We start from the raw sequence: 22,781 nt of genomic DNA on the forward strand, positions 1-22,781 counted from the left end.
TCTTTTCAGCAATTTAAAAAAAACGTATAATGTACTAGTTGTAAAAATAAATAAGGAGTCTTTCAAATTATGTGGTTTTTATTTTCAATACTGACTGCTCTTGCATGGGGCGGTGCAGATTTATTCTATAAAAGGGGCTCAGATAGTAATGATAAATACAGTCATCTGAAGATTGTTGTAATTGTTGGATTAGTAATGGGGATTCATGCTACGGGCTATATGCTGTATAAAGGCATAGACTTTAGACTATTCGACATGGTGAAATATTTGCCTGTATCATTCTTTTACATTTCTTCAATGACAGTGGGCTATATTGGTTTGCGTTATTTGGAACTGTCGATTTCTTCACCAGTACAAAACTCATCTGGTGCTATTACAGCAATTCTACTTTTTATCTTCTTTAAACAAGACATTGATTGGATTCATATCTTAGGGGTAATAATTATTACCGCTGGGGTCATTGGTATTGCTATAGTAGAAAAACAAGAAGAGAACAAATTGATGCGTTTGCAAAATACAGTAATCGATAAAAAATACCAACTTGGTTTTATGGCCGTCATTTTTCCAATCATCTATGCATTATTAGATGGAGCTGGTACATTTGCTGATGGTATTTATCTTGATGAACTCAAACTTATGAGCGAAGATGCAGCTTTATTGGCTTATGAATATACGTTCTTCATTTGTGCAGCAATTGCATTTATCTATTTGAAGGCTATTAAAAAAGTACAATTTAACGTTTTCAAAGAACGTGATAAAGCATTTGCAGCAATCTTAGAAACAACTGGGCAATTTTTCTATGTCTATGCAATGAGTGCATATGCTATAATCGCTGCACCATTAATAGCATCATATAGTATTTTCTCTGTCATTCTATCTAGAATTTTCTTAAAAGAAAAACTATCTTCTAAACATTATGTTGTTATTACAATCGTAATGATCGGCATCATTTTACTTGGTATTGCAGACGAATTATAATCTAGATTTCAAGATAAAATCCTACTTGCAAATTTATGCGAGTAGGATTTTTATTAGGCATATTTATTTTTAAAATAAAATACAACTAAAACAATTAAAACAATAAATACAACGACACCCCAAATCATAATAAAGCCCATTGTATTTCCATATAGTTTAATCTTTTCATTGCTATTTTCGCTTAGTAAAGTACTTTGATGATTCGCTAAATATTCCGCCACTTCTAGCATATGTCCAAACTTTTCTTTAGAAAAATTATTGTTCAATCTAATTTGTAAATTTTGATAATAAATATCATCCCATTTATATGGATTCATCTCAAAAGGTTCACCCATATTTGTTTCCCAGAAGTTTATATTTTTTTCATTTATAACTTTTACAATTTCATCTTTTTCCGTAGGATGATCGACAATATATTGAATCATTAATGTTCGTCTTTGAATTGTATCTTCTATAGCTATGATCTGTTTTAATGTATCCATTATGAATCTCCCTCTACGTTATTCAATACTATTGTAGAGCAAAAGTTATTAGAACGTTAGTGTGTTCACAAATTAGTAAGATTCTATTTCTACTTTGGTTTACGTTTAAAATATAGATGCACCAAAATTACGGCTAACGGAGGAAATACAAATAAAAAAACATTTGTAATTTTATAAATAATAAACATCGCCAACAGGCTTATAAAAAAACTAACTATGTACCAAAACCACATGTTTATATGCACACTCCAAATATTTTTTCTTTAGTATACACCATTCACTTCTCTTCATGATGTTTCAGAATAATATTACGGATAAAATCTTCGTCTTCTTTTTCAATTTTATAATATGAATAGGGATTCATATGATTTGTAAAAATAACTTCCTGATTTTCTTTGACAACCCATAAATCATAATTACTTACTACAATGTTTTGGGTTTCATCTTTAAATTGAATACAGTAAGTTGGTAGTCCTTTTATATCATTTTCATCTAACTTAATATTTCTACCATTATTAAAAGCATCCATGCTTTTTTGATAAAATTTTTCATCTCTAATTGTTTCTAGTATCTGAATATTTCTATCTTCTTTTACTATACCGATTTGTGTTGAATAATTTGGTTTAATACAACCATTGAGAATTAAAGTGAGTAGGCAAAAGCATAACCACATCAATCTTTTCATCGCTTTTATCCTCCTGCGAGTAAATGATTAATCTTATTATTACCCAAATAATTATGATAATTATTCATTTACCTATTTACTTTGCTGCTTTAAAGCGTTAAACTGTTGTACTAATAGATAATGAATTTCGAGGAGGAAATTTTATGAAAGATTTTTTCAATAAACTATTAACCGGTATGAGTATTGGTATAGTTGTTTCTTTAATTCCAAATGCGTTGGTAGGGGAAATTTTTAAACTCCTCATTCCAGATGCACCATTTTTACAGCACATTTTAAATTTAACAATCATTACTATGAGTATGTTACCAGCAATGATTGGCGTTACAGTAGGGATGACTTTTAAATTAACTCCTATTCAAACTGCTAGTATCGGTTTAGCAGCTGTTGTAGGAAGTGGTGTTATTACCATGAAAGATGGAATTATGACACTTTCTGGGATTGGTGTTGTATTAAATACTGGGATTACTGCAGCTTTAGCGGTATTATTTGTTCAATTTATAGGGGTAAAATTAAAGGACTATACAATTTTATTGATGCCAACACTTTCTATTTTTATCCCTGGTTTAATTGGTTATGTATTATTGCCTTACGTAAAAGCTGGTACTGGTGTAATCGGCACTGGCATTCAACATGTAACTACATTACAACCCGTTGCAATGGGAGCAATCATTGCTGTTATCTTCTGCTTACTAATACTGTCCCCTCTTTCTACTGTAGGTGTAGCAACTGTGATCATGCTTTCAGGAATAGGGTCTGGTGCTGCAAACTTAGGGATTGTTTCTGCAGGTGTCGGTTTGTGCATAGCTAGCTATAAAGTAAATTCTCTTGGAACAGCTCTTGCTCATGTACTCGGCTCACCTAAAATTCAAATGCGTAATTTTTTCATGAAACCTAAAATGGCTTTTCCTATGCTAATTACAGCTGCCATATTAGGAGGGTTAGCTGGAATTTTCAACATTCAAGGTACACCAATGAGTGCAGGCTTCGGTCTATCAGGTTTAATCGGTCCATTAAACTACATTAATTTGACAGCAGATGGTTGGTCAACAACGAATATTACAATTATGGTGACTATGTTCTTTATACTTCCGATACTCTTAAATGTTGTTTTACTAAGATTGTTTGAACATAAATTTAAGATGATTGAGGCAAATGACTATAAAATATCAATCGAATAATCTTTTTATAATATAATGTGATTTCATATGGAGCTAGTTTTACGAATACTCAGTTATTGATATTAGTTCACTAGTTCCATTATTGTTTATCTTTTGTTCTTTAAAACTCAAATTATTTCCAATCAAATATCTATCATATAATAATAATATTTGATATAATGATGGAATGAAATAATTGGAGGATTTTTTACATATGAAACAGAGTGAACTTCGTAAACGCATGCTTCGCAATGAAGACAAAATGAAATACCTAGATGCAGATTTACGTGTACTGCAAGCAAAATTTGATATTGAATATACACGTTTCTTAAAAAAAATTGGTTTAATCGATTATGATGATATTTTTGAAAAGAAAGCAACTATAGGAAAACTCTTTCAAGACCTACCCGAAAGTAGCCCCATTAAAAAAGCCTATCACAAGCATTTCAAACATTTTCTTGCTGAGATGTTTTTCAATCTATCAATCGAAAACAATCATTTTAAAATAGAAGTATTTATCAATAATGATGAATATATTGTTTTAGACGAAGATAAATCAAAGATTAAGCCTTTAATCGGTGATGTTCATAAAGCAATTGAAGAAATTCAAGCTGAATATATGGCTATTCAACAAAAATTTGTTGATTTACGTTATGATTTAATGCAATCTGGTGAAGAATTAGTGAAAGAAAAAAATATTCTCCAATCAGAATTAGACAAATCGCAACTAAACTAGTAAATTCTGAAAATACTGTTTGTTTCACTTTTTCCGTTTAGTAATATACAATATTTACGGAAGAATATCATTTATTTTTAAATTAAGGAGGGTTTCTTATGGGACTTGCAAGCATCGGTGTGCCCGGATTAATCGTTATTCTTGTAATTGCATTGATTGTATTCGGACCTTCCAAACTACCACAAATAGGTAAAGCTGCTGGTGATACTATTCGTGAATTCAAAAACTCTACTCAAGAGCTTAGAGACGATGTATCAATAACAAAAAAATCTGACGAAAATAAATCCGATTCAGATAAATAACTTTTAAGAGGCTGTCTTGTAAGTAAAATACTTACGGACAGCCTCTTCTTATAAATTTCCTGATGAATTCTACCATTACTTATGAAGTAAGTCATGGACCTAAGGGTATTAACATTAGAGTTCAAGTTATAATTGATGGAGAGAAATTTAGAAAGCAATAAAAATAATAAATTAGCTTATGAATTTTTGATGAATAAATTGGTTTCATGCTTTCCCCTGAAAGATTATATCTTTTCTTTATTGCTTTATACATTTACTTCTGATAATATTAAGCCACATAGTTATTCATTTACATTTTATATCATATTAAAAGAGAGAATTCGAAATGAATTCTCTCTTTTAAAGTTTTATATGTGATTATTTTCTTCTGTTACAGAAATCCCTTTTAATTTCTTCGGCTTTTTTGCTGATATGAATATAGTACTCAATATGCAAAAAGTGCCAATCCATTCAGGAATTCCAAAAGATACATGAAGAAATAGCACTGATAAGATAGATGCAGTAAGAGGTTCCACACATGCAAGTACACTCGCTACTGTCGGTTTTACATATCGAAAACTTTCAAGAAAGAAAAAGAAAGCTAAAAGTGTGCCAAATATGATAATATACACAAAACTGGAGAATGACAAAACAGACCATGTTCCCTCGAACTTCCATGGTGGATGAACAAAACTAAAGGCTATTCCACCAATTAGCATCCCCCACCCTACTACAACAGTAGAACCGTATCTCGCTAATAATTTTACAGGGTGCAAAGTATAAAAAGCCAATGCAAATGCTGATGTAATTCCCCAAAACAACGCTTTACCTGATATAGACAAACCTGTAAGTTTACCGTGAGTCACTAATAGGATTGTTCCTAATACAGCCATCAATACAGCTATAGCTTCATATTTATTTGGGAGCTTGCGATTTCTACCAACGACATAAACAACAATTATTACTGGCGATAAGTATTGTAAAACTGTTGCAGTTGCAGCATTGCCGTATTTAATTGCTGCAAAATATGTATATTGTACTGCGACCATGCCCGCTATACTAAATAAAAGGATACTAATCACATCATGTTTACTTTTCCATATAGACCAGATACGTTTATGTTCTTTACGATAATTAAGAACTAACAATAATAGACCAGCTAATAGCAATCTTTGATCAACTAACCACTCTATACTAAATCCATTCTCCTGAACTAAAAATTGAGCTAAAGTTCCAGCTCCAGCCCAAAAGATCGCTGCCAACAGAACCAAAACAATGCCTTTAAACTGACTGTCTTTTTCAGTCATCTAATTACCCCCGAAAACCATTATCAAAATCATTAATGATTATTGTATCATCTATAATTCTTTTGACAATAGAAAAAGAGATATCCAGTTTACTTTCTGAATATCTCTTTATGGGTCGGGACAGAATCGAACTGCCGACACTTAGAGCTTCAATCTAATGCTCTACCAACTGAGCTACCGACCCAGTATGGAGGAGGAAGAGGGATTCGAACCCCCGCGCGGTTTGACCCGCCTGTCGGTTTTCAAGACCGATCCCTTCAGCCAGACTTGGGTATTCCTCCATTTTGGAGCGGAAGACGGGGATCGAACCCGCGACCCTCACCTTGGGAAGGTGATGTTCTACCACTAAACTACTTCCGCAAAAAATTTTTTTATAATAGTTATTGTAACACTATTATTAAATTCATGCTAATTTTCTATCTCACTCTCTTTCTAAGTAATGTTTAAACCACAATAGTAAGACCTTGTAGTAATAGCAAGGAAGCTTACCATTCACAGCAGAAAGCTTCCTCTATTATAGAAAAATATATTAATTCGACTTATTCTTTTAAAACATAAGCTGCTAATACACTTTGAATTTTATAAATATCTGATTGTTTAGTGAACCTCTTCTCGATTGGTTCACCACTATTAGACAACCAAATTTTTAGTTCTGCTTCAAAATCAAAAGTACCAGCTGTCTCAATGGAGAAGTGTACTACGCTTCTATAAGGAATAGAGTGATATTCTATTTTCTTTCCTGTTACCCCTTGTTTATCAATCAATATTAATCGTTTATCTGTAAAAACAAAGAGGTCTCTAATTAACTTATATGCTTGCTCAACTTTTTCATTTTTCGCAATTAGATCTTTTATCTCAGAATGAATAATTTCTTTGCTTACTTCTGTCGCATTCCCCATCAAATTATCAAATAATCCCAGTATAGCTCCTCCTGTTCATATAAAATGAAACTTCTATAATCGGTTAATGCGAGAAAAAATATATGCAGATTAGATATCTGTACAATAATATATGCTGAAATTTCATTATTCTACAACTTGTGAATTTTTACTTACATACTTCAGCAATTCATAGAGTAATACCGGCATTTCCTCAAATGCACTTTTAACATGTAAACGTTCCGAAATTTGATGTGCATCTTTCCCAAACGGCCCCACATTAAGGACTGGAGCTGAAAACTTCGACATTTCTTCAAATGGAATATCATACGTTTCTCCCCAAACTGGTGAATTTTTTTCATATGTCTTCCAATCCTTAACAGCTTGAAATTGACAGTAACTCAAATCACAAATCCCATTAAAATAATGGATTTGTTCAAGAGGAATATTGAACTTTTTTGCTTCTTCAAGGAGTAAGGAAACCGCGCCTTGTATCAGGGAATCTTCTGATGAATTTACAGGTGGATAATATGGTGGTGCAAACAGTAATACTACAGCTGGCGCTAATTCTTGGCAGCGTATCATCAATTGATCTGCAATTCGTAATGACTTTTCACGATCGTCAAATGTGTCATTCGATAATATAGATTCCTTTAATTCTTTTACCTGCTTTATACCCATTTTATTAACTGCATACGTATATAATTCTTCAAATCGAACTACACGAATCTTGCCAATTGTTGAAACGCCTTGTTTCTTACAGATTACCTCGTAACGTGTTTGACACTTTCTCATAGCCTCTTTCGCTACTTCTTCGAATAAGTTCATGATTTCTCCGGCACTCCGCTTCATGAGGAAAACATTGAACATCGAAATGGCACGATAGGGTGTCTGTGTAGAATATTGTTCTTTTAGATCGGTTAACTTCAGCGAAACTGGAAGAGGGGTTTGTTCACCAAAGTCTTCTTCTAGAAATTTTTCATTCCATTCCATTTCTGCTGTTAGAAAAGCACTCATAAAAGGTGCAGTCATCCCTTTTAAAGGTTCTCCTACATGCGTCTCTTTCCCATAGAAAAGTGCTGCAGGCATAATCTTTCCAATTGAACCAGAGTAAACATATTCTTTTAAATCAGTTGGACCTTGAGAAAAAGAAGGTTCACTATTTAAAAATAATTTAATCTTCAAATTTTCTTTTTCTTGTAATTCTGATATAAGTTTCACTGCTTGTCGCATGCCTGCTGAATTGACTTCTTCATCAGGTACAGTAACAATTAGTAGATTAATAGGCCATTTTTCCGCAATAGCTCTTTCAATGATTTGCATATGTAGTGCTAAGCCGATTTTCATATCCATTACCCCTCGGCCAAATAAGTAATCCCCACTTACTAAATCTTTTTTGGCAGATTCGTTTAGCATACTTGGATCTGCCTTAAAAGCATTCGTTAACACTTCAGGCATAGTTGCTATAGGAATAAATGAACTGTACTCTTCAATTTGTACTGTATCAAAATGACTAATTAAAACTACAGTTTCATTTACATGTGAATTTTTGTATAATGCTGAAACAACTTGTCTCCCGCGGTCAACATCACAAAGTTTTAGATAAGATGGGTTTTCCTTAAAGTATTGAAGTTGCTGTAATTTTGCTTTTAGTTTACTTGAAAATAGTTGTTCCCCTTTTGTCATTGTCTGACTTTCCCAACTGACAAGCTCACAAAGGAGCGAACGTAATTTCTCTGGTGTATTCCACATCATTCTTCCCACCATCCTTTGGCATTATTAAATAGCATCTCCTATAAATAGGTAATCTTATATTTTGAATATACGTAAGTTTTTATATATAGTCAATGTATTAAAACCTAACATATTAAAAAATTCCTTTAACAAAATTATCAATCAAACAAAATAATATAAAAAGCGCATTTATTTTTTATTTAAATGTCAGGTAAAATAACATAAATCGGAATATAAAACTAAAAAGCGCATGGAAACAATCTTCTATGTTTTCATGCGCTTAACTATATTATTATTTCTAAAAAAGCCTATAAAATTTAAAATTTCAAAAAGTACTCAAATTAATAACTTCCTATTATTTCATGTTTAACATTTAAATAAGCGTAGTTAATATTTAAATACTGTTCACAATTTTCTTCTATCAATTCTCGTGTAATCTCTTTCAAAGACATTGATTTAGAAGTCCCAACAGATATCATTAGTTGCTGCTTCATCTTTTGTTCATACATGGTGACAATTTCATGATTCATCGTTTTCTCTCCTTTTCTCATAAAAAAACACATCCGTCAACATTTAGAAGGATGTGTTATGAAAAACTTGCTCTCTTATACGACTTCGACCATAGCAAAATAAGCCCTCTAAAAAAGGGAGAACTTTGCGGTTTTGTCGTACAATGAGCATGCAGAAGATATTCTGTCACACTCTACACCTCCTATCCTCGTAGGTTATATGGCTGTACTCGAAAAAAGGCAGGTCTCCTGGCTTATCTTCTCTGCTCATCGCACCTTCCCGTTTTGACAGTGGTTTTTGCGATTTGCTCTGAATTACAGTTGCGGGACAGCGTCGGATTCTCACCGATCTTCCCTTTTAAACAAATCAAAAAATGATTTGTACCCTTTTTCTTCTTATTCCGTTTCTCTCATTATAACATATTGTTATTAGTAGATTATATAATCTATCTTTATCACAAAAAAAGAAACTTCTATTTAAAATCTCATAGAAATTTCTTTTAATTTTTTATATATTTGCTACTAGTTCACTTTCAATCAACCATTTATGATTTTTCACTTCATTCCCACCAGTAGTTGGCTTATAGTTGACCATGTAAACTGTTGTGTGAATTCCAGATTCAATTGTAGCAATAGCACCCTTCATACCTGGCAAATGGTCTGCATCAAGGGTCACTTTCGCTCCTGGTTGTAGAATTTTACCGGCTGCTTTTTTTATTTCTTCTTGAATCACCCATTTGTGATTTTTGACTTCTTTTCCACCAGTAGTTGGTTTATAACTGACTGAGTAGGCATTAGTCTCATATGCACCAACAATCGTTCCTTTTGCTCCATTCATGCCAACCATATGATTGGCTTGAACGATTACTTGACTTCCTACTGGATACGTTGGATTTTTAGCTTTTTTAATATCTCCTAAAACTACACCAGAATTGTTATGATTCATATGATTATTTTCTTCTGTTACAGTTTGTTTGTCATCTAAATTTAAATTATCATCAGGAGCTATATCCACATTTTTGTTTACATCAATATTTTCTCCCTTTAAAACATTGCCACAGCCAGATAATGTGATTAACGCTGTGAATACAAAGATGATTATTTTCATTTTGTTTTTCATGCTGTTTCCTCCAAGTTTCACTTATATGTTCACGCAATATCGGACTTATACTCTTTGAGAAAAGTATTCCCGATATTCCATTCTTTAAACAATAGAAGAACGCAATAAAAAAATTTATAGAGAAAAAATTCTAATTTCTATCAATCATGTTCCAATATTAATTCTATTTGTGCAATAATTTCTATACCATGTATCGCTTGAGTTGCTAGTCGATCAGCTTCTACATTCAACTTTCGAGATACATGCTCATATTCTGCTTGGATGCCTAGTTCTTTTAACTTATTATCAATTCTGTCAGCCCAACTCATTAACTCTGGTTCTAGTACTGCCCATTCACCACTCATTTGGTTAATAACGACTTGCGAATCACCGATAAATCGAACATTCGTATTCTTAACATTTAATAATTCTAATTCTGTAATACTTAGTTGAAGTGCTGCATATTCGGATTCGTTATTCGATTTCAACCCTACTGTTTGTGCATTTTTTCTAACCCGAAACGGCTTGCCATTTTGCTCAAAATAGATGGCACAACCTAAACCTGATATAGTCGTTTCTCTATCATAACCACCGTCAAAATAGACTGTAATATTATGTGGTTCTCCTTCCACTTCCGTTAAATAACGTTTTAGCTCTTTCATAGTCCATGAACTATCGAATTGATCTATAAATGTTATGTTCTTCACTCTTCCTGTTTTCTCTATATCTAAAGCAATTTTATATGCTTTCTCTGCCGATATTTCTTCTGAGCGAAATACCGTTTCTACTCCTCTGGATGTTTTGTAAATCCATTCAATGATGAGGTTCATATGATATCCTCCAACTAAAATATTTTCAATATATTTTAACTTATTTTCTCCATTGTAAACATAATTTATAAATGTTTCAGTTAAATTTTCGTATATAAAAAACTGTTGATTAGCTAGTAATCTAGTTAACCAACAGTTTAAAGGATTAATATGATATTACTTAGTTAGAAATAACGAAAATTCCACCGCACTGGGAAATTGGATGAAATTCACATGTACAAAAATTGCTTAACTTAGAAGCTATTTCTTCAAATACGAAATAAAATTCGTCCTCATCCCAATAATCTATACTTTCAATTCTACATGTATTAAGTTGTTCTCTTGTTTGAAAAGCAACATCTCCAATGAATAGCTTTCCTTTATCTTTTAATAGAGGAAGCAAATTCTTGATAAACATTACCTTTTCGTTATCCGTTAAATGATGTAATGTGTATGTGCTTAAAATTGAATCATACGTATTTTCTCTTAAGAAATGTGGGACCCCATTCGAGATATCCCATTCCATTAAATTGGCTTGTGGCATCTTTTGTTTAGCTATTTCAATCATTTTTGTTGAGAAATCAATTCCATCTATTTGATGACCATTTTCATATAGCTTTGATGTTATAACAGCCGTACCAAAACCTATATCTAACACATTGGATTGTTCTTTCTGCATGATTTCGTTGTAGATGGTATTTAAAATCTCTTTGTATCCGGCAAATGGATACTGATCATTTTCTTCACTAACTTTAACTGTTTGATCATACTCGTTTGCCCATAAATCAAAACCTAATTTGTTTAACATTCAATTTCCTCCAATTATTCAAGCGAATAATCGAGTATTTATTTTTAAAGATTATTCGCTAATATTACCTTCTAAAGTATTGATATCGTTACAAATTAGTGTATTTTCCATATTAATCTCCCCTTTTATGTAATAATTGGATTTTACCATAATGACCTGTTTTCTGGAAGCAATGATTTTCAAATATTAGGTTGTTCAAATATTTCTTTAAGATTCTTTCTTTTAATATTAGCTGTTTGAATCATTCCATCAATCAGTTCTTGCACTGTCGGTACATCATTGATTAACCCCATTACTTGACCGGCCCACCCAAAACCAGTTTCTAAATTACCATCATAAATATAATTACAATTTGCTTTTCCGCTAATGTAATCTTTTAAATCTTCATACGTAGCTCCGTTATGCTCTTTACGAATAATCTCTTCTGTAAAAGGTGATTTAATAGTACGTGCAGGCGCTCCTAGAGATTTTTTAATGACAACAGTATCTGTTTCTTTTCCTTTAACTAGTGCTTCTTTATATACATCGCTTGCATGAATACATTCTTTTGTTGCAATAAATCGTGTTCCCATCTCAATTCCTTCCGCTCCAAGTGCAAGTGCTGCAAGTAACCCTCTTCCATCTCCAATACCACCACTCGCTAATACGGGTATAGATACAGAATCAACAACTCTTGGTACAAGTACCATGGTTCCAATATCTTCTCGACCAAGATGTCCTCCCCCTTCTTGTCCAACTGCCATTACGATATCCGCACCTAGCTCTTCAGCTTTTTGTGCTTGTCTAACACCTGAAACAAGGACAAGTTTCCGAATTGGTTCATCTTTTAATCTCTCTAAAACTGGTTTAGGATTTCCTCCTGTAATTGAAATAGCTGCTACTTTTTCTTCAATTGCAACTTCTAACAATTCTTCATATTTTCCATCATGGCGTGAAATAGCAAAGTTCACACCAAATGGTTCATCTGTTAATGAACGTGTTTTTTTTATTTCTTCTCGAAGTCTTTCCGCTGTTTTTAATGTTGCAGCAGTAATTTGCCCTAATCCACCTGCATTCGAAACAGCCGCAGCTAACTCTCCATAAGCTAAATATGCAAGCCCCCCTTGAATAATTGGATATTTAATACCTAATATCTCAGTTACACGTGTTTTCATCATCAAACAGCCTCCCTCTCATTTAGAACTTCATTCATTTCCACCAGTTTATAGTATAAAAAAACCTATATTAATACTTTATACAAACTTGTACATTAAAATGTCATCAATATACTCGTTTCTGTTTAATTTTATTTCCCTTACTTTTCTCCCTTCTTCTTTAAATCCCATATTTTTATATAATTTAATAGCATTTTCATTTGTTGAGAACACACCTAAACAAACCTTCTCGATTAAAGGATTTTCTTTTGCCCATTCTAATAATACTTTTAGTAATGCTTTCCCAACGCCTCTTTGACGATAATCTTTCAAAACCATCATTCCAAAACTTCCAGTATGCGCTACCCTTATTCGTGATGGTGATTGGAATACAATCCATCCAACCACCTCATCTTGAATTTCTGCAACAAAAATAACTTCTCTTTTATTTAATTGTTTAGCTTCAATCCACTTAGATTGCCCTTCTACTGTTTGAAAAAATTCTTCTATTTCTGTTATTAAATATTTCTCTTCCGATATAACTTTCTCTTGAATATAAAGCATTTTTTCAGCATCTCTTGCCTCTGCTAACCTTATTTCTACCATTCTATCAACCTCACAAATAATTTTGATTAATATATATTTTCTTAATATTCAATCGAATTATATACATAAATTTGATAGAAAGGAACATGAAAATATAAATTAGTCTTTTGCTGTTTAACATTTTTTCTTTGAAAATAAAAGTAACCACCAATTCGAACATTTCTTAGCCCATTCTTTTAACTTATTGGTATAATGTTTGCATTATAGATTTACTGGAGGAAGTTAATTGGATTTTATCGCAATTGAAATAGAGACGGCCAATCAATGGAGAGATAGCATTTGCTCGATTGGTCTTGTAAAAATAGTTGATAATCAGGTAGTAGATACCCTATTTACATATATTAATCCCGATCAACCATTTGATGAATACCATACTTCTCATCATGGTATTACAGAAGATATGGTGCGATTTTCATCTGCATTTGAGGATTTTTATCCCATTTTAAATCATTGGTTAACGAATCAAATTGTGATAGCATATTACCGTGATTTTGATGAATCTGTCATTGAAGAAGCGTGTACTTCTATAAATAAGCTAATGCCATACTGTCATTTTGGCGATATTCTTTCATTTTCAAAACAGAACTTAAAGCATCTTCAATTTTATACACTACAAAGTATTGCATCACAGTTTAATATTTCATTAGACAAAGAAAGAGCTGAAATAATTGCAGAACTTATTTTACGTTTTGAACAGTATTTTAATGATTTTGCCCTTAGCAAACTGACAAATAACCAATCACAATTATCCGTTCAAAACTCCTCATTTAGTTCTCCTACCGACTTCCAAGGAAAAACAATTGTTTTTACAGGTGGATTGGAAGGTTTAACTAGATCAATGGCTGCAAAGAAAATACGATCTTATGGTGGCATATTTAGCAATACTGTTACAAAACAAACTGATATGCTTATTGTTAGTAACAGTAGCTGGCAAAAAGCACAATCAGGTCAAAAAAGCTCAAAACTTCAAAAAGCCGAGCAATTGCAAGCAGATGGCTTTGCTATTAAAATTATTCCTGAAGAAAAAGTTCGCACCTATTTTAAGTAAATAAACCTGTTAAATTATTAATGAAATCCCCCTCTTTACATTAAATCAAAAGATGTACCCCTCTTTACTACATGATTAAAAATTTTCACGAATAAAAGGGCTGTCAAAAGACACCCTTTTCTCTTCAAACCTATCAATCTATATTAAAGTAAATTTACTTACTAGCGCTCTTCTTAACCCTCCATTTCAATACCAATTGTAGTATTGGTGGGATAGCCATATAAATTAAGAGCATTCGGAACAATTGATAACTGGCAACTGTTGATAAATCAGCATCTACTTCATATGCAATAATCCCCATCTGATCCATCCCTCCAGGCGCTAGACTCAAAAAACTTGTAACATAAGACAAGTTATACTGATTCGCTAGGAAGACGCTACAACCTAAAGTAGTACAAATAATTAGGAAACTACTCAAAAATGCCAATGGAATCATTTTTTTCTTATTAGCCAATTTATCCGTTTTCAACAACAAACCTATATAACCGCCAATTAAAAATTTGGAGAGGTCCAATAAACTTGATGGAATTTCCGGACCTTCTAATCCACATAAAGTCAATATCGTTACTGCAATGACAGGACCAAGAAAAAACGGGGCTGGCACCTTCCACTTTTGTGCCAACTTTCCTGCATATACACAAATAACTGTAAACAGTATGATACTTGGAAATAACCCCCTCCATTTGTCGACATCACTAGAAGAATGCTCGTTTAAAAATGTAATTTCTTTTTCTGTAAATGGCAAATGAAAAACCAGGAAAGGAAATAGGAACACAACCATCATGACTCTAATAACATGAAAGAAGGTTACAATGGTTATATCGATTCCCTTTACCTCTTCAACAAAAACTACAATCTGTGATAGTCCTCCTGGAATACTGCTTGTGAGGGCAGTTGGATAATCAATACCTGATAGTTTAGTTACCAGAAAGGCTATACAAGCGCACATAAGGATAATAAAACAGGTCAGCAGCAACATGTAAGGCAAATGATGAACTATATCAGCTAGCGCATCCTGTGTAAACGACAATCCAATTGAATATCCGACAATTACTAAACCTATATCTCTCAGGACTTTAGGCCAAATGAATGTCATTCCTTTAGTTCGTGAAGCCAATAACATCGCTGTCATACTCCCAAGTAGCCAAGGAATAGGCGCATGGATCAAAGTAAATATCCATCCACCAATAAAAGCAACAATACCTGATATAGAAAGTTGAACAATCGCCTTCTCTTTAATTGAACTCCACTTTTTCATACAAACCCTTCTCTATAAAAAAATTCATATTGCCTATAGGTAAAGCTGTTTGCTTCCCACACCTTAAAAGAAAAATTAGAACAACTTAACTCCTGTGATAATAGTGTTTTCTATTAATAAAATAAACACTTTAACATTCAGTTACAGTAAATTAATGATTAGCGATATGAAATAACTCCAGTTAAAAGTGCTAGTATAATTAATACTATTGAAGTGAAAAACATCCATTTAAACGCAAACCGCTGGTAATCCCCTAAATCACGATTAACCATGCCAACTAATAAAAATGTTGAAGCAACTAATGGACTCAATAAATGAATGGGTTGCCCTAGTACTGATGCACGAGCGATTTCTATTGTATCCACCCCATATGATGCTGCGGTTTCAGCAAGAATTGGAAGCACACCGAAGTAATAAGCATCATTTGACATCACAAAAGTGAAAGGCATGCTTGTCACAGCAACAATGATAGGAAAGAAAGTCCCTAAAGAATCGGGTATTAAGTTAATAAGTGAAGTAGCCATTGCTCCAACCATTTTTGTCCCTGATAGAATGCCTGTAAAGATGCCGGCCGCAAAAACTAACGCCGTAACAGTTAAAGCATTTCCTGCATGTGAGACAATTCGTTCTTTTTGCTGTTCTAGGCTCGGATAATTTACCATCAACGCACAGCCAAAACCAATCATAAATAGTACGGAAACAGGCCAAATCCCCCAGACAAGCACAATCATCAGTATTGCAGTCAATAGTAAATTAATCCACCATCTGTCCATCCGTAACAGTGGTTTTTGTTCTAACGTAGCTGCTTGTTCCGAATAAATCTCATAATCCTCGTTTTTCTTTTGTATTTCCACAACTCCTAATCTCTTACTTTCTTTTTTACCCAAGAGATACGAGATGAAAATTATCCATATAGCACCAATTAACATCGTCGGTATAAGTGGAACAAAAAATTCAGTTGGATCAACTCCTAAAGATACAATTGCCCTCGTTGCTGGTCCTCCCCAAGGAGTCATACTACTCATAATACTAAGAGAAAGCATTGCAACTGTCGCTAATATAAGAGGATTCATTCCCATTCTTTTATACAATGGTAGGAATGCCGAAACAGTAATCATATATGTCGTCGTTCCATCTCCATCCAGTGCCACCAAAAGGGATAATACAGCTGTTCCCATTACAATCTTAACCGGGTCGCCCTTTACAATCTTTAATATTTTTGTAATTAGTGGATCAAAGAGCCCTGCATCAATCATGATTCCAAAATATAGTATTGCGAATAATAGCATAGCAGCAGACGGCGCCACTTGTTTTACGCCTTCCAGCATCATGTCTCCAACTTCTGTCCCGAAACCACAAAGTATTGCAAACAACAAAGGTATAATCATTAAAGCTACAATTGGCGACATTCTTTTTGACATGATTAGAAATGTAAAAATAGCAATCATTGAAAAACCCATTACAGCTAAAATAACGATCGCCTCCTCTTCTATAGGGTGAAAACGCTTTCTATTTACGATAAATTAAACAGTTTCCATCCTAATACCTTGTACCGGAATTCCAAGCAATATCATTTGAAGCATGTATTTCAAAGAAGGAATTTCCCCTACCAAGCAATACATGCTCTCTTCATAATACTTTCTAAAAAAATTTACTATTTAGTTACTATGCCTTTATTACCATGAACATACTTGGAAGCGGATGTACCCGCTAATTTTCCAAAAACAGCTCCAGACATCAGACCAGAACCACCTGGATAATTCCCGTAAAAAATTCCCCCAATCATTTCTCCTGCCGCAAATAGTCCTTTTATTGGTTTACTTTCTTTATTTAATACACGACCTTCTATATCTACATGCAATCCTCCAAAAGCGAAAGTAATACCACAAGTTACTGGGAAAGCGTAAAAAGGTCCTTTTTCAATACGCAGCGCCCAATTCGACTTAGATGGTACAATTCCATTTGTTCCTTTTCCATCTTTTTTGGTAGGATCATACTCTCCTTCTTGGACCGCATCATTGTAATTTTGGATTGTCTTCATAAATTGTTGTTGATCTACCGGAAGTAATTTCACCAGCTCTTCAAGCGTATCTGCTTGATAATAAGTTGCCTCTTCTAAATCATATTCTTTTCGTAGCATTGGTCTTACTTGTGAATCGTAGATTTGATATGCTATATGGTCAGGTTGCTTCAGAATTTCACGCCCATATTTCGCATAGGTATAATTTCTGAAATCAGCCCCTTCATCCACAAACCTTTTACCTTCGCGGTTCAACATTATGCTATACGGATACGAATGCTTCTTGAATATATCTCCCGGTTTCGTAAAATCCCCTACACGCGGAGCTTTGTAATCGGTTCCAATAGAATGGCAGCCTGACCACTCACCATACTTTTGGGCTCCAACCGCCAACGCCATAGAAATGCCATCTCCTGTATTAAATTCTGTTCCTCTGACTATGGCTGCATTCCACTCTTCCCCTATATATTGTGCTCTTAGCTCTTTATTTGCTTCAAAGCTACCGCATGCTAGAATTACGCTAGAAGCTTCTATTGTTTGTCGCTTACCATTTTGCTCAATAATCAGTCCAGTAATATGTCCATCTTGAGAAGCCAGCTCTATAGCACGCGCATTATACTGAATATCGATGCCTAATTCTTCTGCCCTTAGGAAAAGCCTATTTATTAAACCTACTCCCTTGTTAACAGTTTTAATAGGTAATCCTCCCCAAAAATGACACTTTCCTTCTTGCTCAAATGATTGATTTTCATAATTCAACTCAAACTGTACTCCCTGTTCCTTCATCCATTTAATAGTTTCATATGATTTAGAAACAAGTTGTTTAGCCAAGAGTCGATTACTTTTCCCTTCTGTTACACGCATCAAATCATTGTAATAATCTTCTTCAGAATACGTAGGCATCACGATTGCATCAGCTTCCACATCAGTCAAATCCGGAATCAACTTTCTAATTGCATTTAAATCATCATATGCTACACGAATGGCTCCATCTGTAAAAAAGGAATTGCCACCTCGCTTCTCAATTGGACCGCGTTCTAACACAAGTACATTGGCTCCCTGTTCTTTCGCTGAAATTGCTGCGCATAAAGCGGCATTTCCTGCCCCTACTACGACTACATCATAAATTAACGAAAAATTTAGATTATTCTTCATTATCTTATCCCTCCTGTAGATTTCATGTATACAACCAAATTGAAGTGCATTAAGCCACCAAAAGTTTATCTATGAAACTTTTTCTTTCAATTAGATTGAAAATTATATATTTATATCATATACTCTGATTGAATATTTAAAAAATACTGTATATTTATTGAAAACCATAAAAGATTTTTATATCTATTTGTGATTGTTAAAGCCATATATATCATAACAATTAGGCAGGAGGTCACCATGAACGAAAAAGACTGGCATATCTTATCCACTTTACTTGAGGAAAAAAACATCACTAAAACTTCTAAACGATTATATATCTCTCAGCCGGCCCTGACCTATCGAATTAAAGAATTAGAAAAAGAATTTAATATTAAAATTATAACTAGAGGAAACCGTGGCGTTGATTTTACTCCAAGAGGTGAATTTTTGGCAGAGTATGCAAAAAGTATGCTTGCCCTATTACAAACAACAAAAGAGCAACTCGTCAATATGAAGGACGGCATTTCTGGAACACTACGATTAGCTGTATCAGGCATGTTCGCACGCTATGAACTCCCAACTTTACTAAAAGAATTTCTTAGCATATTCCCCGATGTAGAAGTTAACTTAAAAACCGGATGGAGCTCAGAGGTAAATCTTATGCTTCAAAAAGAAGAAGCTCACCTGGGTATTATTCGGGGCAATTATGACTGGCCAGGAGATAAAATTCTACTGAAAGAAGAAAAAATTTGCATTGTCTCCAATACAGAAATCGATGCTATGAATCTTCCCTCTTTACCTAGGATCAATTATCAAACAGATATGTCACTAAAAAACACCATCGATATGTGGTGGAATCAAACCTATACTGTCCCACCAATAATAACAATGGAAACTGATCGTAGCGACACTTGCAAACAAATGGTTTTAAATGGCTTAGGTTACTCTATTCTTCCGGAAATCTGCATTCAAAAAGAGGAGCCATTGTACACCATTCCATTAACAGCAAAAGATCATTCCTATGTGACAAGAAATACATGGCTTATGTACCATAAAACAGCTTTGGAATTAAAGCATGTGAAAGCCTTCATAGACTTTCTCAAAGAATATAAAGAAAATACAAGTCTATAACGCATTGCATGAACTTAAATAAACCACAAGGCTTGAATCGACCTTGTGGTTCCTAAATAATCTATTTTTCTTTCAAATAGTTTAAAGTAGCTGCTCCTAAGACATTAGCAGCGATTAATAATGCTCTTTCGTCAATATTAAATCTCGGATGATGATGAGGATAGGTTTCATCCCACTCTGGATTTTGAGCTCCAGTAAAAAAGAAAGTACCTGGAACATGTTGCAAATAGTATGCAAAATCTTCTCCACCCATATACGGTTCGCATATTTTCAGTTCTTCTACTCCGTTTACTTTTGGAGCGATTTCAACCAAAAAATTAGTTTCTGCTTCGTGATTCATCACAGCTGGATAACCCCTGGAATAACGATAATCATACTCAGCTTTTGTCAAATAGCAAGATGCCTTTAGTACTTCTTCAATCTCTTCTTCAAGTAATGTTCTTGTATATTCATCAAATGTTCGGACTGTTCCCTTCATCTTAACTGAATCCGCTATTACATTAAATGGATTTAATGCTTCGATATGCCCAATAGATACAACTGCAGGTTCTATTGGTTTTACTCGTCTTGAAACCAATTGCTGAAGATTTGTTATAAATTGTGCCGCAATAACTATTGAATCTTTAGTATCGCTCGGATTTGAACCATGTCCACCCTTGCCTTTAACAGTTATATCAATAGCATCGGCAGCCGCCATGATTGGTCCATCTTTTATCGAAATCCTTCCTAAAGGTTCCGTAGCCCAAAGATGCGTACCAAAAATGACATCTACACCTTCTAAACATCCATCTTCGATCATCGCAATTGCCCCACCTGGCGCAATTTCTTCTGCAAACTGATGTATAAAAACAATTGTACCTTCTATCTCACTTTGTAATTTGTTTAATGCTTTTGCTAAGACTAGGAGCGTTGCAGTATGCCCATCATGACCACAAGCATGCATAACGCCATCCACTTTTGATTTATAGGGTAGATCGTTTTGCTCCTGAATAGCTAACGCATCGAAATCAGCTCTAAGGGCAACTGTTTTTCCTGGTTTAGCACCCTGTAACTTTGCAACAACTCCACGCCCCCCAACACCTTCTCTAACTTCATGACCTAATGCACGATGATAGTCAGCGATGTATTTTGGCGTATGCACTTCATGATAAGATAATTCAGGATTTTCATGAAGATACCTACGTATTTCAACCATTTCGCCAAAAGAATCTTCTAATATTCTAAATAGCTTTTCCATTCATCCTCGCCTCACTTTAAATAAATTGAATCCCCAGGTCCTAAAGGAAGTCCTAGTAAAAACCAAAGACTAAATAATATAATCCATCCAATAGCAAAAATAACTGAATACGGAAGTAATGCAGAAATAAGTGTACCGATTCCAATGTTTTTATCATATCTTTTCGCAAAGGCAAGTAAAATTGCAAAATATGCTAACATTGGTGTAATTGGATTTGTGATAGAATCTCCTACACGATAAACGGCTTGTGTTAGAGCAGGACTATAGTTTAAATACATAAACATTGGAACAAAAATAGGTGCTAATAAAGCCCATTTTGCAGATGCACTAGCAATTAATAAATTAATACCTGCACAGATAATGATGAAACCAATAATCATTGGCAATCCAGTAAAATTCATAGCCTGTAATGCTTCTGCACCTTTTATCGCCATAATTGGACCTATATTGCTCCAACCGAAATATGCAATCATCTGCGCAGCTACAAATGCCAGTACAATAAAGGAAGACATATCTGCTATTGATTTGAACATTTTATCTGCTACATCTTTATCACTTTTAATCACTTTGGTGACAATTCCATATGCCAAAGCTGGCAATAAAAACAGGAATAGCATAATTGGGACGATTCCTGTCATAAAAGGTGATGATAAAAAGCCACCTGTTTCTGGATCTCTTAAAATACCATTTGATGGTACAACAGCGATTAAAATTATTAGAACATAAATTGCTGTTATAATGCCTGCCCATTTAAGCCCCTTCATTTCTAGAGAAGAAATAGGTTCAAGTTTTTCAACATTCCCTTTATAATCACCAAATCTTGGTATTGTAAATTTATGTGCAACAAATGTACCCAATGCAACTAATACAAATGTAGATGCAATTAAAAAATAATAGTTCATCGTTGCTCTACCCGTATAACCTGTTTCTACTAGTCGAGCAGCAGATTCCGTTATCCCAAGAAGTAAAACGTCAAGTGAACTTATTAAAAGATTTGCACTAAACCCTCCAGCAATAGCTGCATATGTAACGATTAAACCAACAAGTGGATTTTTCCCAATACTCATAAATATTAAAGCAGCAATCGGAGGTAAAACAATAAATGCTGCATCTGCTGCTAAATTCCCAACCAATCCTGTTAAGATTAAAAATGGTATGATTAATTTTTGTGGTGCACTCATAACTGATTTCTTCATTAATGCAGCGATTAAGCCCGTTTGTTCGGCTAATCCAATCCCTAACATCGTCACAATTACCATTCCTAATGGCGGAAAGGATGTAAAATTTGTAAGCATTTCATTAATTATCTTTATTAAACCTTCTTGATTGAGTAAATTGACAACTGCAATTTTTTCATTTGTACCGGGTTTCACTGCTGAAACATTAAACTTTGATAATATCCAAGACGACCCTAATACGATGAATGCCATTATTACAAAAAGGGTGACTGGATCTGGTAATTTGTTTCCTGCCTTTTCAACTCCATCTAAAAATCGTTCAATCATCGTTTTTTTCTTTCGTACATTAACAATATCTTGCATAAGGTCCCTCCTTTTGTCTGAATATTATTATTATACTGAATATTTAAAAATATTAATATAGTTAAATTTCATCAAAATAAGATTTTTTTGTAACATTTAACAAAATATCTTTATTATTTGATTGATTTTATAAGAGAGTATAAAATATTTTGTGTAAATAGAAATTTTAATAGAAAAAGGAAGACCTTTTCTTGATAGAATAAAGTCACC

The 22,781-nt window shown here is 33.7% G+C and carries 22 protein-coding genes, 3 tRNA genes and 1 riboswitch; of the genes, 6 read left to right on the forward strand and 19 right to left on the reverse strand.

The annotated features are described in order from the left end of the window. Positions 1–69: 69 nt before the first annotated feature. Entirely contained in the window at positions 70–978 is a 909-nt protein-coding gene (locus tag Q0977_RS11480; RefSeq protein WP_119415672.1) for an EamA family transporter, read from the forward strand. 53 nt (positions 979–1,031) lie between these two features. On the opposite strand, the gene Q0977_RS11485 is transcribed toward Q0977_RS11480, so the two are convergent. Beyond that, on the reverse strand, positions 1,032–1,460 hold the full coding sequence (locus tag Q0977_RS11485; protein ID WP_119415673.1) for a hypothetical protein: 429 nt from the start codon (positions 1,458–1,460) through the stop codon (positions 1,032–1,034). A gap of 277 nt (positions 1,461–1,737) precedes the next feature. Then, on the reverse strand, positions 1,738–2,145 hold the full coding sequence (locus tag Q0977_RS11490; RefSeq protein WP_119415674.1) for a hypothetical protein: 408 nt from the start codon (positions 2,143–2,145) through the stop codon (positions 1,738–1,740). Between the two features lie 143 nt (positions 2,146–2,288). Between Q0977_RS11490 and Q0977_RS11495 the strand changes: the two genes are divergently transcribed. From Q0977_RS11495 to Q0977_RS11505, 3 genes are all read left to right on the forward strand, one after another. Next, the gene (locus Q0977_RS11495; protein WP_119415675.1) at positions 2,289–3,323 is read left to right on the forward strand and encodes a PTS transporter subunit IIC; all 1,035 of its coding nucleotides are present in this window, start codon (positions 2,289–2,291) and stop codon (positions 3,321–3,323) included. 193 nt (positions 3,324–3,516) lie between these two features. After that, complete coding sequence (locus tag Q0977_RS11500) at positions 3,517–4,038, forward strand: hypothetical protein (protein WP_119415676.1); 522 nt, start codon at positions 3,517–3,519, stop codon at positions 4,036–4,038. Positions 4,039–4,136: 98 nt separating this feature from the next. Next, a complete protein-coding gene (locus Q0977_RS11505; RefSeq protein WP_119415677.1) occupies positions 4,137–4,340 on the forward strand; it encodes a twin-arginine translocase TatA/TatE family subunit in 204 nt (67 codons plus the stop codon). A 347-nt stretch (positions 4,341–4,687) separates the two neighbouring features. Here Q0977_RS11505 and Q0977_RS11510 read toward each other — a convergent pair whose 3' ends face one another. From Q0977_RS11510 to Q0977_RS11565, 12 genes are all read right to left on the reverse strand, one after another. Then, the gene (locus Q0977_RS11510; RefSeq protein ID WP_124218606.1) at positions 4,688–5,626 is read right to left on the reverse strand and encodes a DMT family transporter; all 939 of its coding nucleotides are present in this window, start codon (positions 5,624–5,626) and stop codon (positions 4,688–4,690) included. A gap of 111 nt (positions 5,627–5,737) precedes the next feature. Beyond that, positions 5,738–5,810: transfer RNA gene (locus tag Q0977_RS11515), tRNA-Phe, on the reverse strand. A gap of 4 nt (positions 5,811–5,814) precedes the next feature. Beyond that, positions 5,815–5,907, reverse strand: a tRNA-Ser gene (locus tag Q0977_RS11520). A 4-nt stretch (positions 5,908–5,911) separates the two neighbouring features. Next, positions 5,912–5,986: transfer RNA gene (locus Q0977_RS11525), tRNA-Gly, on the reverse strand. Between the two features lie 179 nt (positions 5,987–6,165). Further along, on the reverse strand, positions 6,166–6,546 hold the full coding sequence (locus Q0977_RS11530) for a PH domain-containing protein (RefSeq protein ID WP_119415679.1): 381 nt from the start codon (positions 6,544–6,546) through the stop codon (positions 6,166–6,168). A gap of 105 nt (positions 6,547–6,651) precedes the next feature. Beyond that, complete coding sequence (locus tag Q0977_RS11535) at positions 6,652–8,256, reverse strand: M20/M25/M40 family metallo-hydrolase (RefSeq protein WP_299513947.1); 1,605 nt, start codon at positions 8,254–8,256, stop codon at positions 6,652–6,654. Between the two features lie 323 nt (positions 8,257–8,579). Then, positions 8,580–8,789, reverse strand: coding sequence for a hypothetical protein (locus Q0977_RS11540; RefSeq protein WP_124218609.1), 210 nt, complete (start codon positions 8,787–8,789; stop codon positions 8,580–8,582). Between the two features lie 179 nt (positions 8,790–8,968). Next, a riboswitch (cobalamin riboswitch) is annotated at positions 8,969–9,151 on the reverse strand. A gap of 104 nt (positions 9,152–9,255) precedes the next feature. Then, positions 9,256–9,867, reverse strand: coding sequence for a YdhK family protein (locus tag Q0977_RS11545; protein ID WP_119415681.1), 612 nt, complete (start codon positions 9,865–9,867; stop codon positions 9,256–9,258). A gap of 140 nt (positions 9,868–10,007) precedes the next feature. Next, positions 10,008–10,676 carry a reverse transcriptase-like protein gene (locus Q0977_RS11550; RefSeq protein WP_299513960.1) on the reverse strand — a complete coding sequence of 223 codons (669 nt, stop codon included), beginning with the start codon at positions 10,674–10,676 and terminating at the stop codon, positions 10,008–10,010. A 160-nt stretch (positions 10,677–10,836) separates the two neighbouring features. Further along, on the reverse strand, positions 10,837–11,463 hold the full coding sequence (locus Q0977_RS11555) for a class I SAM-dependent methyltransferase (protein ID WP_299513963.1): 627 nt from the start codon (positions 11,461–11,463) through the stop codon (positions 10,837–10,839). Positions 11,464–11,642: 179 nt separating this feature from the next. After that, a complete protein-coding gene (locus Q0977_RS11560; protein ID WP_119415697.1) occupies positions 11,643–12,617 on the reverse strand; it encodes a nitronate monooxygenase family protein in 975 nt (324 codons plus the stop codon). 78 nt (positions 12,618–12,695) lie between these two features. Continuing rightward, complete coding sequence (locus Q0977_RS11565; RefSeq protein ID WP_299513966.1) at positions 12,696–13,202, reverse strand: GNAT family N-acetyltransferase; 507 nt, start codon at positions 13,200–13,202, stop codon at positions 12,696–12,698. Positions 13,203–13,428: 226 nt separating this feature from the next. Between Q0977_RS11565 and Q0977_RS11570 the strand changes: the two genes are divergently transcribed. Next, positions 13,429–14,250, forward strand: coding sequence for an exonuclease domain-containing protein (locus tag Q0977_RS11570; RefSeq protein ID WP_299513969.1), 822 nt, complete (start codon positions 13,429–13,431; stop codon positions 14,248–14,250). A gap of 154 nt (positions 14,251–14,404) precedes the next feature. Here Q0977_RS11570 and Q0977_RS11575 read toward each other — a convergent pair whose 3' ends face one another. The 3 genes from Q0977_RS11575 to tcuA all read right to left on the reverse strand — a co-directional run bounded on the left by Q0977_RS11575 (position 14,405) and on the right by tcuA (position 18,683). After that, complete coding sequence (locus tag Q0977_RS11575) at positions 14,405–15,508, reverse strand: AbrB family transcriptional regulator (protein WP_299513972.1); 1,104 nt, start codon at positions 15,506–15,508, stop codon at positions 14,405–14,407. A gap of 158 nt (positions 15,509–15,666) precedes the next feature. Next, complete coding sequence (locus tag Q0977_RS11580) at positions 15,667–16,980, reverse strand: CitMHS family transporter (protein WP_299514003.1); 1,314 nt, start codon at positions 16,978–16,980, stop codon at positions 15,667–15,669. 182 nt (positions 16,981–17,162) lie between these two features. Then, the gene (tcuA, locus tag Q0977_RS11585) at positions 17,163–18,683 is read right to left on the reverse strand and encodes an FAD-dependent tricarballylate dehydrogenase TcuA (RefSeq protein ID WP_124218248.1); all 1,521 of its coding nucleotides are present in this window, start codon (positions 18,681–18,683) and stop codon (positions 17,163–17,165) included. Positions 18,684–18,920: 237 nt separating this feature from the next. Here tcuA and Q0977_RS11590 point away from each other — a divergent pair, with 237 nt between their 5' ends. Next, a complete protein-coding gene (locus tag Q0977_RS11590; RefSeq protein ID WP_124218247.1) occupies positions 18,921–19,793 on the forward strand; it encodes a LysR family transcriptional regulator in 873 nt (290 codons plus the stop codon). Positions 19,794–19,854: 61 nt separating this feature from the next. Here the strand turns inward: Q0977_RS11590 and Q0977_RS11595 are convergent, their stop codons facing one another. Continuing rightward, positions 19,855–21,030, reverse strand: a complete 1,176-nt coding sequence (locus tag Q0977_RS11595; protein WP_124218246.1) for an amidohydrolase — start codon at positions 21,028–21,030, stop codon at positions 19,855–19,857. 11 nt (positions 21,031–21,041) lie between these two features. Next, a complete protein-coding gene (locus Q0977_RS11600; protein WP_299513995.1) occupies positions 21,042–22,571 on the reverse strand; it encodes an AbgT family transporter in 1,530 nt (509 codons plus the stop codon). Positions 22,572–22,781 lie beyond the last annotated feature (210 nt).

The organism is uncultured Rummeliibacillus sp., assembly GCF_934216135.1.
Classification (GTDB): domain Bacteria; phylum Bacillota; class Bacilli; order Bacillales_A; family Planococcaceae; genus Rummeliibacillus.